At 68.3% G+C, this 15804-nt stretch carries 16 protein-coding genes; 10 read left to right on the top strand and 6 right to left on the bottom strand.

The features are described from left to right. From NHG85_RS04685 to NHG85_RS04675, 3 genes are all read left to right on the top strand, one after another. Nucleotides 1–715 (top strand): acetate--CoA ligase family protein (locus NHG85_RS04685; RefSeq protein WP_253330285.1); only part of this gene is annotated, 715 nt, incomplete at its 5' end. Beyond that, nucleotides 705–1568, top strand: a complete 864-nt coding sequence (locus NHG85_RS04680) for a MaoC/PaaZ C-terminal domain-containing protein (protein ID WP_253330284.1) — start codon at nt 705–707, stop codon at nt 1566–1568. The genes NHG85_RS04685 and NHG85_RS04680, both read left to right, overlap by 11 nt. Beyond that, complete coding sequence (locus NHG85_RS04675) at nt 1565–2326, top strand: enoyl-CoA hydratase/isomerase family protein (protein ID WP_253330283.1); 762 nt, start codon at nt 1565–1567, stop codon at nt 2324–2326. Before NHG85_RS04680 ends, NHG85_RS04675 begins: the two co-directional genes overlap by 4 nt. Nucleotides 2327–2426: 100 nt before the next feature. Here NHG85_RS04675 and NHG85_RS04670 read toward each other — a convergent pair whose 3' ends face one another. The 5 genes from NHG85_RS04670 to NHG85_RS04650 all read right to left on the bottom strand — a co-directional run bounded on the left by NHG85_RS04670 (nt 2427) and on the right by NHG85_RS04650 (nt 7352). Then, on the bottom strand, nt 2427–3227 hold the full coding sequence (locus tag NHG85_RS04670) for an HpcH/HpaI aldolase/citrate lyase family protein (protein WP_253330282.1): 801 nt from the start codon (nt 3225–3227) through the stop codon (nt 2427–2429). Next, nucleotides 3221–4057, bottom strand: coding sequence for an HTD2 family dehydratase (locus NHG85_RS04665; RefSeq protein WP_253330281.1), 837 nt, complete (start codon nt 4055–4057; stop codon nt 3221–3223). The genes NHG85_RS04670 and NHG85_RS04665 overlap by 7 nt, the downstream gene beginning before the upstream one ends. A gap of 1 nt (nt 4058) precedes the next feature. Then, the gene (locus NHG85_RS04660) at nt 4059–5162 is read right to left on the bottom strand and encodes a CaiB/BaiF CoA transferase family protein (protein ID WP_253330280.1); all 1104 of its coding nucleotides are present in this window, start codon (nt 5160–5162) and stop codon (nt 4059–4061) included. After that, complete coding sequence (locus NHG85_RS04655; RefSeq protein ID WP_253330278.1) at nt 5162–6325, bottom strand: acyl-CoA dehydrogenase family protein; 1164 nt, start codon at nt 6323–6325, stop codon at nt 5162–5164. The genes NHG85_RS04660 and NHG85_RS04655 overlap by 1 nt, the downstream gene beginning before the upstream one ends. Nucleotides 6326–6566: 241 nt before the next feature. Beyond that, nucleotides 6567–7352, bottom strand: coding sequence for an IclR family transcriptional regulator (locus tag NHG85_RS04650; protein WP_253330276.1), 786 nt, complete (start codon nt 7350–7352; stop codon nt 6567–6569). A 378-nt stretch (nt 7353–7730) separates the two neighbouring features. On the opposite strand from NHG85_RS04650, the gene NHG85_RS04645 reads away from it, so the two are divergent. Continuing rightward, nucleotides 7731–9107, top strand: coding sequence for a hypothetical protein (locus tag NHG85_RS04645; RefSeq protein WP_253330274.1), 1377 nt, complete (start codon nt 7731–7733; stop codon nt 9105–9107). 64 nt (nt 9108–9171) lie between these two features. Here NHG85_RS04645 and NHG85_RS04640 read toward each other — a convergent pair whose 3' ends face one another. Continuing rightward, the gene (locus NHG85_RS04640; RefSeq protein WP_253330272.1) at nt 9172–10098 is read right to left on the bottom strand and encodes a LysR family transcriptional regulator; all 927 of its coding nucleotides are present in this window, start codon (nt 10096–10098) and stop codon (nt 9172–9174) included. 183 nt (nt 10099–10281) lie between these two features. Between NHG85_RS04640 and NHG85_RS04635 the strand changes: the two genes are divergently transcribed. The 6 genes from NHG85_RS04635 to NHG85_RS19660 form a co-directional block, all read left to right on the top strand. Then, on the top strand, nt 10282–11412 hold the full coding sequence (locus NHG85_RS04635) for a TAXI family TRAP transporter solute-binding subunit (protein WP_253330270.1): 1131 nt from the start codon (nt 10282–10284) through the stop codon (nt 11410–11412). Between the two features lie 72 nt (nt 11413–11484). Then, nucleotides 11485–13437 (top strand): TRAP transporter permease, encoded by a 1953-nt coding sequence (locus NHG85_RS04630; protein ID WP_253330268.1) that lies wholly within the window; start codon nt 11485–11487, stop codon nt 13435–13437. Nucleotides 13438–13461: 24 nt separating this feature from the next. Next, nucleotides 13462–14127 (top strand): 3-oxoacid CoA-transferase subunit A, encoded by a 666-nt coding sequence (locus NHG85_RS04625; protein WP_253330267.1) that lies wholly within the window; start codon nt 13462–13464, stop codon nt 14125–14127. Next, entirely contained in the window at nt 14124–14774 is a 651-nt protein-coding gene (locus tag NHG85_RS04620) for a 3-oxoacid CoA-transferase subunit B (RefSeq protein WP_305884593.1), read from the top strand. Before NHG85_RS04625 ends, NHG85_RS04620 begins: the two co-directional genes overlap by 4 nt. 11 nt (nt 14775–14785) lie before the next feature. Next, on the top strand, nt 14786–15580 hold the full coding sequence (locus tag NHG85_RS04615; protein ID WP_253330265.1) for a citryl-CoA lyase: 795 nt from the start codon (nt 14786–14788) through the stop codon (nt 15578–15580). A gap of 38 nt (nt 15581–15618) precedes the next feature. Then, nucleotides 15619–15804 (top strand): aldolase/citrate lyase family protein (locus NHG85_RS19660; RefSeq protein WP_370362972.1); only part of this gene is annotated, 186 nt, incomplete at its 3' end.

The following is a 15804-nucleotide window of genomic DNA, read 5'->3' as shown; positions in this document are numbered from 1 at the left end:
GCCCGCGCCCGAGCCCGTGACCTTGCCCGGCAAGGGCATCGACGAGGCAGAGGCCAAGCTGCTGCTGGCCGAGGCAGGCATTGCTGCCGCGCCCGAACAGGTGGTGCAGAGCGTGGATGCCGCGATCCTTGCCGCCGAGGGCTTCGGCTATCCTGTCGTGATGAAAATCCTGTCGCCCGATATCCTGCACAAGTCGGACATCGGCGCGGTGAAGCTCGGACTCGGCGATGCGCAGGCGGTGCGTGCGGCCCATGCCGAGATCCTGGAGGCCGCGCGGCGACACGCCTCCGAGGCCGCCGTGACCGGCGTGCTCGTGGCGAAACAGCTTTCGGGCGGGGTCGAATGCCTGATGGGGATCAACCGGGACCCGACCTTCGGGCCGATGGCGGTCTTCGGGCTCGGCGGTATCTTCGTGGAGCTTCTGGGCGACGTGGCGCTGCGCGCCTGTCCCTTCGATGCTGCCACGGCACGGGAGATGATCCTGTCGATCCGAGGCGCGGCGATCCTTCAGGGCGCGCGTGGCACCGCGCCCGTGGATATCGAGGCGCTGGCCGAGATGCTGTCGAAGCTGTCGCTCTTCGCTGCCGCCGCGGGCGATCGGCTTGCCTCGATCGACCTCAACCCGGTTCTCGCGATGCCGGCGGGGCAGGGGGCCTATGCGTTGGACGCGGTCATAGAGCTTGCGGCAGAGGAGGCGCGCGCTGATGGCCATTGATCACGACCACCTGATGAGTTTCGACATTCCCGAGGTGCGGCAGAGCTATGGCGCAGCCGAGGTGGCGCGCTTCGGGCTGACGGTGGGCCTCGGGCAGGACCCGATGGACATGCGCCAGCTGGCTTATGTCGGGGCGCTGGCCGATGACATCCGGGTCATGCCCGCAATCGTCAACGTGCTCGGCCATCCCGGCTTCTGGCTCGCAAACCCCGAAACAGGGGTCGACGCGCTCAGGCTGGTGCATGGCGAACAGGGCATGACCCTCCACAAGCCGATGCCCGCCGAGGCCACCATCATCGCCAAGACCCGTGTCACCGGGCTCGTGGACAAGGGCGAGGGGCGCGGCGCGCTGCTCTACTACGAGAAACAGATCCGCGAGGCCGAAAGCGGCGACCACCTTGCCACCTGCCGGGGCACGACCTTCCTGCGCGGCGACGGAGGTTTCGGCGGCCCGTCGGGCCCGGTGAAGCCCGCCCATGGCCTGCCCGAGACCGCGCCGGATCATGTGTTCGACACACCCACCCGGCCCGAGCAGGCGCTCTCCTACCGCTGGAACGCCGATCCCAACCCGCTGCATCTCGATCCGCGCGTCGCGGCCCGCTCGGGCTTCGAGCGTCCGATCCTTCACGGGTTGTGCACCTTCGGCTTTGCCGCGCATGGGCTGCTGGCGGTGATGTGCGACTACGACGCCGCGCGCTTCGGCGCGATGGACGCGCGCTTCACCGCGGCGGTCTATCCGGGCGAAACGCTGCGGACTGAGATCTGGGACGACGGCTCGTTCCGGACCCGCGTGCTGGAACGCGACGCCATCGCCATCGACAACGGGCTGTTCAAACACAGGCAGGCATCATGAGCATCGACATCGAGACCGACAGCGACGGGCTGCGCAGCATCACCCTGAACGAGCCAGACCGGCGCAACCCGATCGCGCATCACAAGCGGGCCGAGATCTGCGCAGCCCTCGGCGAGGCCGCCACCGATGATGGCGTGCGCGCGGTCGTCCTGACCGGCGCAGGGGGCAATTTCTCGGCCGGGGGCGATATCCGCGATCAGGGCGAGCGCAGCCTTGGTGCGCATCGCGAACGCTTTGCGGTCATTGCCGACATGGTGACCCGGATGGCGCGGTTCCCCAAGCCCCTCGTCGCCGCGGTCGAAGGCTGGGCGGCGGGGGGCGGCTTTGCGCTCGCGCTGGCCTGTCCAACGGTCGTCGCTTCGCGCGAGGCGCGCTTCGTCGCGGGGTTCACCAAGATCGCGCTGATGCCCGACATGGGCCTGCTGAGCACGCTGCCCGCCCGGATCGGCCCGGCCCGGGCGCGAAACCTGCTATTGAGCAACCGCATTGTCGAGGCCCCGGAGGCGCTGGATCTGGGGATCGTCGATGCGCTGACCGACCCCGGAGCGGCGGCCCGGGTGGCGGGCGAGATGGCGCTGAAGGAGGCCGAAGGTGCCGCCATGCCGCGTCAGTTCATCCTCGACTGGTATGCGCGGGATCTGGCCGCGGCCCTCGAATACGAAGCGACGCTGCAGCCCATGCTGCTAAATAGCGACGACGCGGCGGAGGGTCGGGCGGCCTTTGCCGAAAAGCGCAGGCCCGTGTTCCGGGGGCGGTGATCCCGACCGGGGCAACCGGCACATGACCGCTATGGCAGCCGATGCGAGAGAGGCCTGCTCCTGTCCGGGCAGGCCTTTGGTTTCCGCGCGGCCCGATCCCCTACGAAGGTTCGCCCGCAGCGAGAATGGCCCGGGCGCGGATGCGCACCGGCTCGTCGACCATCGCGCCATCGACCGCGACCGCGCCGTCGCCCGTGGCCAGCACGCGGCGTGCCCAGTCGCGCTCGGCTTCGCTCGGCAGGAATGCGGCAGCCGTTGCCGCGACCTGCCTTGGGTGGATGCACAGCTTGCCCGTCATGCCGTGGTCGCGCGCGTGGCTCGCATCGTGACGGGTGATCTCGGGGTCCGACAGGTCGGTCGTCACGCCGTCCACCGGCGCGGCAATGCCCGCCAGACGTGACGCCAGCACCAGTTCGGCCCGGGCGGGCTGCAATATGTCGCGCAGATGCGCACAGCCCAGATCGGCGCAGTAGTCGATCGATCCGAAGACGAGCCGGGCGACGCCTTCCGTCGCGGCGATGGCCCGCGCGTTGGCAAGGCCGCGCGCGGTCTCGATCAGCGCCAGGATCGGCATTTGCTCGCCGAGCTGCCGATGAGCGGCTGCCAAGGTTTCGGGCGTTTCGGCTTTCGGCAACATGACCGCCGCGGCACCAAGGGCGCGGACCGCAGCGAGATCGGCGTCGTGCCACTTGGTCCCGATGGCATTGACGCGCACGATCACCGGCGCTTGGGTGAAGCGCGTATCGAGTGCTGTACGGGCCGTTTCCTTGTCCTCGCGCGCCACCGCGTCCTCGAGATCGAGGATCACCGCGTCGGCCCCGGATGCCGCCGCCTTGGCGAAGCGCTCGGGCCGGCTGGCGGGCACGAACAGCAAGGTTCGGATCGTCGAGACATCTACCATCGGGCACGGGCCTCCATCGCCACGGGACCGGCGTCGCGCGCGGTCCAGAGGCGCAGCGCATCGGCCTCCTCCTCGGCGTTCAGGGTGAAGTCATGGGTGTCGAACAAGGGCGAGAGGCTGCGGAAATCGAACCGCGCGGGCGGCGTGCCACGGACCTCCTGCGCCAGTTGCAACAGCATCGTCGCCTGCATCGGGCCATGCACGACGAGGCCGGGATACCCTTCCTCGTCGCGCGTGTAGCTCCTGTCGTAGTGGATGCGATGGCCGTTGAACGTCAGCGCGGAGTAGCGAAACAGCAGGGTCGGCGTGGCCGCGACGGATCGGCGGCTGCGTCCTTCTGGGGCAGGGGGCGCGCTCGGCGTCCCGGGCGCCGTCGCCTGCGCCATTCGGTAGACGATGTCCTGCCGCTCGGTCAGCGCCCGCCGGTTGCCGCTTTCGACGTGGTGGGTGACGGTGACGAAGCACAAGGGTCCGCTGCGGCCCTCCTTGAGCACGACATCCTCGATCACCGAGCGGCGGCGCACCGTCTCGCCGATGCGCAAAGGCGCGTGGAATTCGAGCGCGCCCGCGGCCCACATGCGCCGGGGCAGGGGGACGGGCGGCAGAAAGCCGCCCCGCGCCGGATGCCCGTCGGGGCCAAGCTCGGTGGTCGGCGCCGTGGGCTGGCCGAGGCACAGATGGATCATCGGCGGCGCCTCCGCCCCGTCGTCGAGCGACGAGGTCCGATCGAAAGTGGCGTTGAAGCGCCCGACCAGGGCGCCGGTCAGCGGCTCGGCATGCACCTCCTCGCGGCCGATCCAGCCGCGCAGATGGTCGATGTCGATATCCATGCTAGCCCTCCTTCGGGGTCAGGCCCGGCACCGCGCCGGGCGCGCGCATGGCACCGTCGAACAGTGGCGCGGGCGCGGGGTAGGCCACCGGGCCGTTCGGCGTCTCGACGGTCATCCGCCGCAGGTGCGGATGCTCGGACAGCCCCGCCATGTCGTTCACCTCGGCCAGCGCCACGTCGGCATGGGTCAGCGCGGCGATCGCCTCTTGCGCCGTGCGCCGCGCGAAGGCGGCGGCGACGACGGTGTCGGTGCGGGCGCGGTTGGCGACACGGGTGAGGTTGGTGGCGAAATCGGGATCGGTGCCGAAAGCCTCGTCATCGAGAAAATCGCGCGCGAGCTTGCGCCATTCGCGGTCGCTCTGGATCGAGATCAGGATCGAGCGGTCGTCGGCGGTGGTGAACACGCCGTAGGGGGCGATCGAGGGATGGGCGAGGCCGGCGCGGCGCGGCGTCCTGCCGCCTTCGTGGTTCAGCAGCGGCACGGTGAGCCAGTCGGCCATGACGTCGAACATGGAAATGGCGATATCGACGCCGTGCCCGGTGATGCCGCGTCCGATCAGCGCCTCGAGGATCGCGGCATGGGCGGTGGCGCCGGTCGCGATGTCGACGACCGAGATGCCGACACGGGCCGGCTCCTCCGGGCCGCCGGTGATCGAGCAGAGCCCGGATTCGGCCTGGATCAGCAGGTCATAGGCTTTGCGGTCGGCCATCGGGCCATCCTCGCCGTAGCCGGTGATCGAGCAGGTGATGAGCCGGGGGTGCGTCTCGCGCAGCCGCTCGGGCGCAAAACCGAGCCGGGCCAGCGCGCCGCGCCGAAGGTTCTGCACCAGCACGTCCGCACCGTCGAGAAGGCGCGCCAGCTCGGCCTTGCCCGCCTCGGAGGCCAGGTCGAGCGTGACCGAGCGCTTGCCGCGGTTGAGCCAGACGAAATAGCTCGACTGGCCCGCCGCCACATCGTCGTAGCCACGGGCGAAATCGCCCTCGGGCCGCTCGATCTTGATCACCTCGGCGCCCGCATCGGCAAGCCGCGCGGTGGCGAAGGGCGCGGCCACGGCCTGTTCGATGGCCACGACCCTGAGCCCTTCGAGCGGGCAGTGCGCCGCCATCAGAACGACCTCGGCAGGCCGAGCACGTGCTCGGCGACATAAGACAGGATCAGGTTGGTGGAGATCGGCGCCACCTGGTAGAGCCGGGTTTCGCGGAACTTGCGCTCCACGTCGTATTCGGCGGCAAAGCCGAAGCCGCCGTGGAACTGCAGGCAGGCATTGGCGGCCTCCCACGAGGCCTTGGCGGCGAGATATTTGGCCATGTTGGCCTCCGCGCCGCAGGGCTCGCCCGCATCGAACAGCCGACAGGCCTTTTGCCGCATCAGGTTGGCGGCCTCGATCTCGATATAGGCCTCGGCAATGGGAAACTGCACGCCCTGGTTCTGGCCGATCGGGCGGCCGAAGACTTCGCGCTCGGAGACGTATTTCACCACCCGGTCGGTGAACCAGTAGCCGTCACCGATGCATTCGGCCGCGATCAGCGTGCGCTCGGCGTTGAGCCCGGTCAGGATGTACTTGAAGCCCTTGCCCTCCTCGCCGATCAGGTTCTCCTCGGGGATTTCGAGGTTGTCGAAGAACAGCTCGTTGGTCTCGTGATTGACCATGTTGAGGATCGGCTTGACGGTCATGCCGTTCTTCATCGCCGCCTTGATGTCGACGAGGAAGATCGACAGTCCTTCGGACTTCTTCTTCACCTCCGACAAGGGCGTGGTGCGCGCCAGAAGGATCATCAGGTCCGAATGCTGCACCCGGCTGATCCAGACCTTCTGGCCGTTGATGACATAGCGGTCGCCCTGTTTGACGGCGGTGGTCTTGATCTTGGTGGTGTCGGTGCCGGTGGTGGGTTCGGTCACGCCCATGGATTGCAGGCGCAGCTCGCCGCTGGCGATCTTGGGCAGGTATTTCTGCCGCTGTTCCTCCGAGCCGTGCCGGACCAGCGTGTTCATGTTGTACATCTGGCCGTGACAGGCGCCCGAATTGCCGCCCGCGCGGTTGATCTCCTCCATGATCACCGAAGCTTCCATCAACCCCAGCCCCGAGCCGCCGTATTCCTCGGGAATCAGCGCCGCCATCCAGCCCGCCCGCGTCAGCGCCTCGACAAAGGCCTCCGGGTAGCCGCGCGCCTCGTCGATCTCGCGGTGATAGGCGTCGGGAAACTCGGCGCAGAGCGCGCGCACGGCGTCGCGGATGTCCTGAAACTCGTCTGTGCTGGAATCGTACACGTGCTCGTCCTCCGGGATCGTTCGATGCAGGACACCCCGCATGATCCCATCATCGGATCGGACGACCCATATGGCAAATATCTGGTTGGACTTTCAGAAATGCCGGAATGGCATGAGTGATCGGCGGAATGGTCAGGGGCTGGCACGCTCGTATCGTGTCCCGCCTTCGTGCAGCGCCGCACCGGACGCTGGCAGGGCGCTCTGTCAGGGGGGCATTTCGGGCATGCCCCCTTTGCCGTCATCACGTGTTCGATGTCTCGGCCGGTCGGCTGAAAAGACAGCGTTCGATCTGGATCGCGGCCTCGGCCAGCGCGCCTGCGACACGGGCGAGATCCTTTTCGGTCTGCTGGCCCGCGATGGTGATGCTGCTCATTCCAAGACGGGGCGATCCCTTTGCGTCGCAGGCCAGAGAGGCCACGATGTCGAGCCCGCGATAGAGCTGGCCTCGATCGCTGGCAGTGCCGGTCTCGCGCGCGGTCTGCACGTCGCGCCAATAGCTCTCGAAGCTCGGCGCGTCCTGCCAGCGCACCGTCTCGAAGCCCTTGCGCGTCCGGGCCTCGTCATACCCCATCGTCGCCGCGTAGCAGCGCCCGATCGCGCCCGAAAAGGCCGGCAGCCGGCTGTTGCGCGCCAGCACCGCGTGCAGGATGTTCGGCGCGGTGAAGCGGTCGGTCAGGACGATCCGCCCATGTTCGGTGATCTGCCACAGCGCGATCATCACCCCATGCTCCTGCGCGATCGCGGTCAGGCTGGGCCGGATCACGTCCGAAGGGTTGGCCCCGAGAAGCGGCGTCGCGAACTCCATCAGCCCCATGCCGATCCGGTAGGTCTTGGTTTCGGGATCGAAGCTCAAGAGCCCCTCGTGGCTCAGCGTGCGCAGGATATTGAAGGCCGACGAGACGTTGAGCCCGGTTTCCCGCGCGATCTGCGTGGCCCCCATGGGGCGGCCATGCGCGGCGAGCCTGCGCATGAGCGTCACTGCGTTCTGCACGGCTGGCACGAGCTTTTGTCCGGTGTCGTCTGTCACGCTATTCCCCATGAAGAATAATATTTACCATATAGAACATATCTGCTACCGCAAGAACGCGAGGATCAGGATCCGAGGGGGACCGCCAGTGCCGAATGGCGTGAATGGCGATGTGTTCGAACCGCCTCCTATCACAGTGACGATGCTCGAGCCCATGTCCTGCGACACGCCCGCACGGGATGCCTGGTCCAACGAGCAGGACGCGCGGACCGAACCGGGCCGCGCATGGCGCAGCGTGGGATGGCTCGCAGGCGAGCAGGCTAACGGCCCGGCGCGCGCCGAAGAAATACGACTGCAATCGCCCGTATGCTGAACGCGAAGGCCGCCTCCCTACATCCCGGCAGCGCCACTTTCGCGGCAACGGCGCGGCGGGGGGCGATGGCGGTCGTCATGCTCTCGACGCTGCTGCTGATCGTCGTGGAGTCGCGGGCGCTGACGCTGCTCGCCACGGCGGCGCTGATGCTGTTCCTCGTGCTCGGCTGGCGCCAGTTCCGGATCGGCACATGGGTGCCCCTGCTGCTGTGCGGCGGGGCGCTGGCCCTGGCGCTCTGGCGCGGCGTGGCGGTCTCGACGCTGTGGCAGGCGATGGAGCGCATGCTGTTTCTCGCAGCCCTCATCGCGATGCTGGGCACGCTGCGCTCGGCCGCCGCGATCGCGCCCGAGGTGCGACAGGCGGGGCTCTTTCTCACCAACCAGCCGGCGTCGCACCGCTATCTGTCGATGACGCTCGGCGGCCATCTCTTCGGCGTGCTGATCAATTTCGGCGGGCTGGCGCTGCTGCTCGATCTCGCGCGCCGTTCGATGTCCGATGACAGCGCCACCCGGCTGCCCGCCCCGGCGCGCGAGGCGCGGCTGAGGCGCATGAGCATGGCGGTGATCCGGGGCTTTTCGATGATCTCGCTGTGGTCCCCCTTCGGCTTTGCGACCAATGCGCTGCTGATCTCGCTGCCGGGCCTGTCCTACATGGATTTCGGCCCGATCGGTTTTGCGATGTCCTTCGTCTTCGTCGCCATCGGCTGGGGCTTCGATCGCCTCGAAGGACGCCGCTTCCAGCGTCTGGGCCTGCCCCGCCCAAGCCCGCCGCCGGGCAGCTGGCGCGGCGCTGTGACGCTTGTGGGGCATGTGCTCGCACTTGGCGCGGCGGTGTTCGCGGGCGAGGCGCTGACGCCGCTCGGGTTCCAGCAGGCGCTGATCTTCGCGGTGCCGGGCTATGCGCTCGTCTGGGCGGCGGTGACGGGTCACCGCACCATGGGCGGCGCGACGGCGGGGGTCGGTGCCGCCGGGCGGGCGGTATGGGCGCGGCTGTCGGATCTGGGCGCGGAGGTGGGCGTCTTCGCCGCCGCGGGCTTCCTGCCGGTGGTGCTGCTGGAGATCCTGCCGACCGAGCCTCTGCGCGTCGGGGTGCTGGCGCTCGGGCTCGGGCCGGTCGCGCTTGCGCTGGGGCTGAGCCTCGGGGTCGTGGGCATGGCGCTGGTCGGGGTGAACCCGATCGTCTCGGCTTCGGTCTTCGGCACGCTGGCCTCGCAGCTCGCGGTGCCGGGGCTGAGCGACACCGCCATCGCGCTCGCGATCACCGGCGGCTGGACGGCGGTGATCGGCCTGTCGCCCTTCATCACGACGCTGGTGATCGCGGCCTCGATCGTCGGGCGGGGCAGCCATGTCATCGGCCTCGTCTGGAACGGCCCCTATTGCGCGGCGATCCTGTCCGTCTGGATGCTGTTGCTGACGACGCTGATGTTGAGCGGCTGGATCTGATCCGGGCGCGCGACGCATCGCATGGCGCGGCGACCGGCCATGCCGGGGCGGCATCCCTGTGACCTCAAAGCGTGGTGCCCGGCCATTCGCCGCTGCCCACCATCGCGTGGACCTCCGCCTTGAGGAACTCCGCAAAGCTGGTGGTCAGGCGCGAACCGGGGCGGTTCAGCGGCGACATCAGCACCAATGTGCGGTCGATGGCCCGCCGAACGATGGGCCGGGCGATCAGCCGCCCGTCGCGCACCTGGTTGATGACGCTGACCAGCGGCAGGATGGTGCTGCCGAGCCCGCGCTCGACGAAGGCGAGCATCGTCGGCAGGATGTCGATCTCGAGCACCACGTCGAGATCGATCTGCTCGTCACGCGAGATCGCCTCGATCCGGCCACGCAGCCCGTGCTCGGGGTTGGGAAGGATCAGCGGCTGCGCCAACGCCTCGGAAAACGGGATCGGCACGCCGTCCTGCCCATGCGCGGCCTGCGCCGTCTGGATCAGGAAAAGCTGTTCGATGATCATCGGTTGCGTCCTGACGAGCGGCGATTTCTGCCCCTCGTAGGCGACCCCGAGATCGATCTTGCCGCGCAGCAGCCAATCCTGGACATGACCGCTGAAACCAGAGACGATCCTGAGCTTCACCTGCGGGTAGCAGGCCATGGTCCGCTCGATCATGTGGGTGGCGAGGATCTCCGACACGGTCGGCGGCAGGCCTAGCGTCACCGTTCCCGACAATGGTGCGCTGGCGCCCGAGATGTCCCCGGCCATGTCTTCTATGTCCTCGAGGATCGCCTTGGCGCGCCGGGCCAGTCTCAACCCCTCCTCGGTGGGCATGACGCCGCGCCCGTGGCGGCGCAGCAGCGCGACGCTCAGCTCCTCCTCAAGCGCCCTTACCTGCCGGCTCAGCGCCGGCTGGGCGAGCCGAAGGTGATCGGCCGCGGCGGTGATGCCGCCGAACTCGACGACATGGACGAAATTGCGCAGCTGCTTCAGATCCATTCATGCCCCGTTAGTATCTCTGATATGTTAATAATGCATTTGCATCATATCTGTCAGCCCGCCAGTCTCGAACCGGGAGAATATCCGTCGCTTCGGCGGGACCTGCGTGGAGGCGCGGGCCGCAGGAACCGGGCCGGTTTGAAACCGGGTCCGCGACGGCTGGACACGCACAGGGAGGATAGCATGAAGACCGCGATCAAGTACGGAGCCGCGTTGGGTGGCCTCATGGCTCTGGGAGCCCTTTCCGCTTCGGCGCAGGAGCTGCCGCAGACCATGGTCTGGACCTCCTACGACGTGGGATCGGCCGGCTATGCCGAGGCCTCGGCCATCGCCGACGCCTTTGGCAAGGAGTTCGGCACCCGCGTGCGCATCCAGCCCTCGGGGAGCGGCATCGGCCGTCTGCAGCCGCTGTTGCAGGGGCGTGCCGATTACGCCTTCCTCGCCACGGAGGCCTTCTTCGTCGCCGAGGGCGCGTTCGATTTCGCGACCCCCGACTGGGGCCCGCGCGACCTGCGCGCCGTGGCCGGGCGGCCCGCCGGCATCACGCTGATCGCCGCGGGCGACGCCGGGATCGAGACGGTCGAGGACGCGCGCGGCAAGCGCATCGCCTTCGTTGCGGGCAACCCCTCGGTCAACGTGAAATGCGAGGCGATCCTCGCCTTCGGCGGGCTGACACTCGACGATGTCGAGGTCATCACCTTCCCGACCTACGGCGCCGCGATGTCGTCGATGACGCGCAACGAATCCGACGCGACCTGCACCACGCCGACCACCAGCCAGCTCTACGAACTCGCCGAAAGCCCGCGCGGCATCCACTACGCGCCGCTCGAGGCCGACAACACCTCTGGCTGGGAGGGTCTGGCCAAGGTCCTGCCGATCATGGGCCCATCGGACGAGGATATCGCCGCCGGCCTGCCCGAGGGCGAGACCGCCAAGATGGCGGCCTATCGCTACCCGGTGATCACCACCACCTCCGAAAAGTCGGCCGATGATGTCTATGCCTTCATCAAGGCGCTCGACGAGACCTACGACCTCTACAAGGACGGCACCGCCACCATGCCGCGCTGGACGCTGGAGAAATCGGGCCGCCCGGCGATCGACGTGCCGTTCCACGAGGGCGCCATCCGCTACCTCGAGGAGAAAGGCGTCTGGACCGAGGAGGACACCGCCTGGAACGAAAAGCGCGTCGCCCGGCTCGATGCGCTGCTCGCGGCCTGGGAGGAGTTCAAGCCCGCCAATGCCGAGCTCGAGGAGGAGGCCTTCGCCGAAGCCTGGATGGCACGGCGCGCCGAAGTCGTGGCCGGCCTGAACTGAGGCACGGCGGACAGGGCTTGCCCCGGTGCCATCGGCGCCGGGGTAAGGCCCCACCGAGATCGGGATTAGAGCATGCAGTCCGACAATACCACCGAGGCGCTGGCGCCAACTGAGCAGGCCGCTCGCACCGGCGAGGTCGCACCCTTCCGGGGGACGACGCGGGTGATCGTCATGGTGCTGGGCGCGGTCGGCGTCGCGATGGCGATCAACCAGCAGTTCCTGCTCAACCTGTTCGGGTTCCAGCCGCTGGGCAACGCCTATCTCTACTACCTCATCGGGATCTTCCTGGCGCTGGCCTTCCTGACCTTGCCCGCGACCCCGTTCAAGCCGCGCCTGCTGTGGTGGCTCGATCCGATCCTCGCGGTGGCCGCCCTCGTCAGCGGCGGCTGGCTCGGGCTGCACGGGCTGGAGATCATCCAGAAGGGATGGGAATACGACGCGCCCTTCATGGCCGACGTCATGGCCTTCGTGCTGATCCTGCTGGTGCTCGAAGGGGTGCGCCGCTCTGGCGGGCCGATCCTTCTGGTCACGGCGCTGCTGTTCGGCAGCTACCCGCTCTACGCCGATTTCATGCCCGGATTTCTCTGGGGCACCGAGTATTCGCTGGTCGGCACGGTCAGGGCGCATGTGCTGGGGGTCGAATCCATCATCGGCATCCCGATGCAGGTCGTGGCCGAGCTGGTGATCGGCTTCGTGATCTTCGGCTCGGTGCTGGTCGCCACCAAGGGCAGCGATTTCTTCATGGAGCTGGCCTCGGCCCTGCTCGGCCACAGCCGCGGCGGCCCGGCCAAGGTCGCGGTGCTGGGTTCGGGCATCCTGGGCTCGCTCTCGGGCAGCGTGATCTCCAACATCCTGACCTCGGGGCCCTTCTCGATCCCGACGATGCGGCGCGTGGGCTATCCCGCGCATTACGCCGCCGCGGTCGAGGCCTGCGCCTCCACGGGCGCCACGTTGATGCCGCCGGTGATGGGCACCGTGGCCTTCGTCATGGCTTCGTTCCTCGGGGTGCAGTATTCGGCCATCGTCATCGCCGCGGTGATCCCGGCGCTGATGTTCTACGTGGCGCTGCTGTTGCAGGTCGACATGTACGCCGCGCGGCGCGGGCTGATGGGCCTGCCGCGCGAGGAGATGCCGCCGCTCTGGCCGGTGCTGAAATCCGGCTGGCCTTATCTTCTGAGCCTCGCGGTGCTGATCTTCGTGTTGATGGGGCTTCGGATGGAAGCGCGCTCGCCCTATTACGCCTCGGTGGTGATGCTGCTGGCGACCGCCTTCAACAAGGACACGCGGCTGACATGGGCGCGGGCCAAGGCGCTGCTGCTCGACATCTCGGCCAACATCGCGAGCCTCGTGGCGGTGCTGGCGGGCATCGGGCTCGTCGTGGGCGGGCTGTCCTATACCGGTGTGGCGGGGGCCTTCTCGCGCGAGCTGCTGCTCTATGCGGGCGGCAACACGGCGCTCATGCTGATCGCGGGCGCGGTGACGAGCTTCGTGCTCGGCATGGGAATGACGGTGACGGCCTGCTACATCTTCCTGTCGATCCTGCTCGCACCCGCGCTGGTGCAGGCCGGGCTCAACCCGATCGCCAGCCACCTGTTCATCCTCTACTGGGGCATGCTGTCCTACATCACGCCGCCCGTGGCGCTGGCCGCGATCACGGCGGCCAATGTCGCCGGATCCAAGCCGATGAAGACCGGCTTTCACGCGATGCGCCTCGGCATGCCGCTCTTCGTGCTGCCCTTCATCTTCGTCTACGACCCGGCGCTGATCATGGACGGCACATGGCCGCAGATCTTCGAGCGGGTCACGCTGACGCTGGTGGCGATCTGGGCGATCACCGCCGCCTTCGAAGCCTGGATCTACGGGATCGGCCGGATCGGCGTGCCGAGCCGGATCGCCTTTGCCGTGGGCGGCGTGCTGATCCTGTTTCCCGAGCTGACGACGAGCCTTCTGGGCGCGGGCATCCTCGCCGCGGTGATCGCCATCAATTTCGGCCTCAAGCGGCGCGCGGGCGCCGTGAAGACCTGACGCGCCAAGACGGGAGTGACGCATATGGACAAGAGCGTGGCGGATCTGGCCGAAGCCGTGGCCCCGATCACCGATGGCGCTTCGGTGATGATCGGCGGCTTCGGCTCATCGGGCATCCCCTTCGGGCTGATCGACGCGCTGCTGGAGCAGGGCGCGACCGGTCTCACGGTGATCTCCAACAACGCGGGCGCGGGCGAGACCGGCATCGCGAAGCTTCTGAAGGAGGGCAGGGTGGCCCGAGTGATCTGCTCCTATCCGCGCTCGCCGGGCTCGATCTGGTTCGAGAAACGCTACGAGGCGGGAGAGATCGCGCTGGAGGTCGTCCCGCAGGGCACGCTGGCCGAACGCATCCGCGCCGCCGGCGCGGGCTTGGGCGGGTTCCTGACGCCCACCGCCTACGGCACGCTTCTCGCCGAGGGCAAGGAGACGAGGGTGATCGACGGCAAGGGCTACGTGCTCGAGGCGCCGCTGCATGCCGATTTCGCGCTGCTGCGCGCCGAGCGCGGCGATCCATGGGGCAACCTGAGCTTCCATGCGACGGCCCGCAATTTCAACCCGGTAATGGCCATGGCCTCGCGCCACGCGGTAGCCGAGGTGCGCGAGCTGTCGCGCGCGCCGCTCGATCCGGAACGGGTGGTGACGCCGGGCATCTTCGTCCAGAGCGTCGTGGAATACGGGGTGCGCCCATGACCGTCCTGTCGCTCAAGTCGCTGACCGATGCCGAACTGGCCGCGCGCGTCGCGCGCGACATCCCCGACGGCGCTTACGTCAACCTCGGGATCGGCAAGCCCACCCATGTCTCGGCCCATGTGCCCGAGGGACGCGAGGTGATCTACCACTCCGAGAACGGTATCCTTGGCGTCGGCCCCACGCCGCCCGCCGGCGAAGAGGACGTCGAGCTGATCGACGCCAGCAAGCGCTATGTCACGCCCGCGCCGGGGGCGGCCTATTTCGAACATGCCGACAGCTTCGCGATGATGCGCGGCGGCCATATCGATATCGCCGTGCTCGGGGCCTACCAGGTGGCCGAGACCGGCGATCTGGCGAATTGGGCGACACTGGACGACAAGTTTCCCCCCGCCGTCGGCGGCGCGATGGACCTCGTGGTCGGGGTGCCGACCATCCTCGTGATGATGCGGCACGTCAACCGCGACGGTAGCCCCAAGCTGCTCAAACGCTGCACCTACCCGCTGACCGGCCTCGGCGTGGTGCGCCGCGTCTACACCGATCTCGCGGTGCTCGACGTGACGCCGCAAGGCTTCCGGCTCGTCGAGCTGACCCCCGGCAACAGCCTCGACGCCGTGCGCGCCGTCACCGGGGCCGACATCCTGACCTGAAAGGACCACCCATGCCCAAGCGCAAGGACCACCTGACCTCGGACATCGGCTGGAGCACCGCCGACCAAATCACCGTGCGCGGGCTCGACCTGCCCAGCGAGATACTGGGCGAGATGAACCTTGGCGATCTCGCCTTCCTGCTGACCGCGCATCGCAAGCCGACGCCCGAGGAATCAAAGGTCTTCAACGCCATCGTCATCACTCTGGTCGAACATGGCATCACGCCTTCGGCCATGGTGGCGCGGCTGACCTACATGGGCGCGCCGGAGTCGCTTCAAGGTGCCGTGGCGGCGGGGCTGAACGGGCTGGGCACGGTCTTCGTGGGCTCGATGGAGGGCGCGGCGCGGATGCTCTACGAGGCGCTGCCCGCCGAGCGGAAAGGGCAGGGCGCCGATCTCGACGCGATCGCGCGCGAGGTCGTGGCCGATCATGCCGCGCGAAAGGCCATCGTGCCGGGGCTGGGCCATCCGCTGCACAAGCCGGTGGACCCGCGCACGCCGCGCCTGTTCGAGATCGCCGCCGAGAACGGGCTGTCGGGCGATTACGTGGCCCTGATGCAGGCGATCCAGCGCGAGGCGGAGGCGGCGCGCGGCAAGGCGCTGCCGATCAACGCCACCGGCGCGATCGGGGCGATCTGCTGCGAGTTCGGCTTTCCATGGCAGATCGTGCGCGGCTTCGGCGTCATGGCGCGCTCGATCGGTCTCGTCGGGCATCTGCTCGAAGAGCGCAGCGATCCGATGGCCTTCGAGCTGTGGCAGCGGACCGAGGAAGAGATCCTGCGCAACAGCGGCCCACAGGCCGGCTGAGCACGGGAGAGACCGGCCATGCGCGCGCGATCCTCGACATGTCAGACGCGGCGGCAGCGCGGGCGGAGGACCGTATGGGCCTGATCGATCCGGGCGCCGAGACGCCGCGCTTTCCGCTCTTCGTGCCCGCCGACCGGCCGGATGTCTTCGCCGCCGCCTGCGAGGCGGGGGCGGATGCCGTGGTCATCGACCTCGAGGATTCCGTGGCCCCCGAGAGCAAGGCG

This window comes from Limimaricola litoreus (assembly GCF_024159025.1).
Lineage (GTDB): Bacteria > Pseudomonadota > Alphaproteobacteria > Rhodobacterales > Rhodobacteraceae > Limimaricola > Limimaricola litoreus.
The sequence above is the reverse complement of the archived record's forward strand: the minus strand, read 5'-3'. Positions and strand labels throughout refer to the sequence as shown.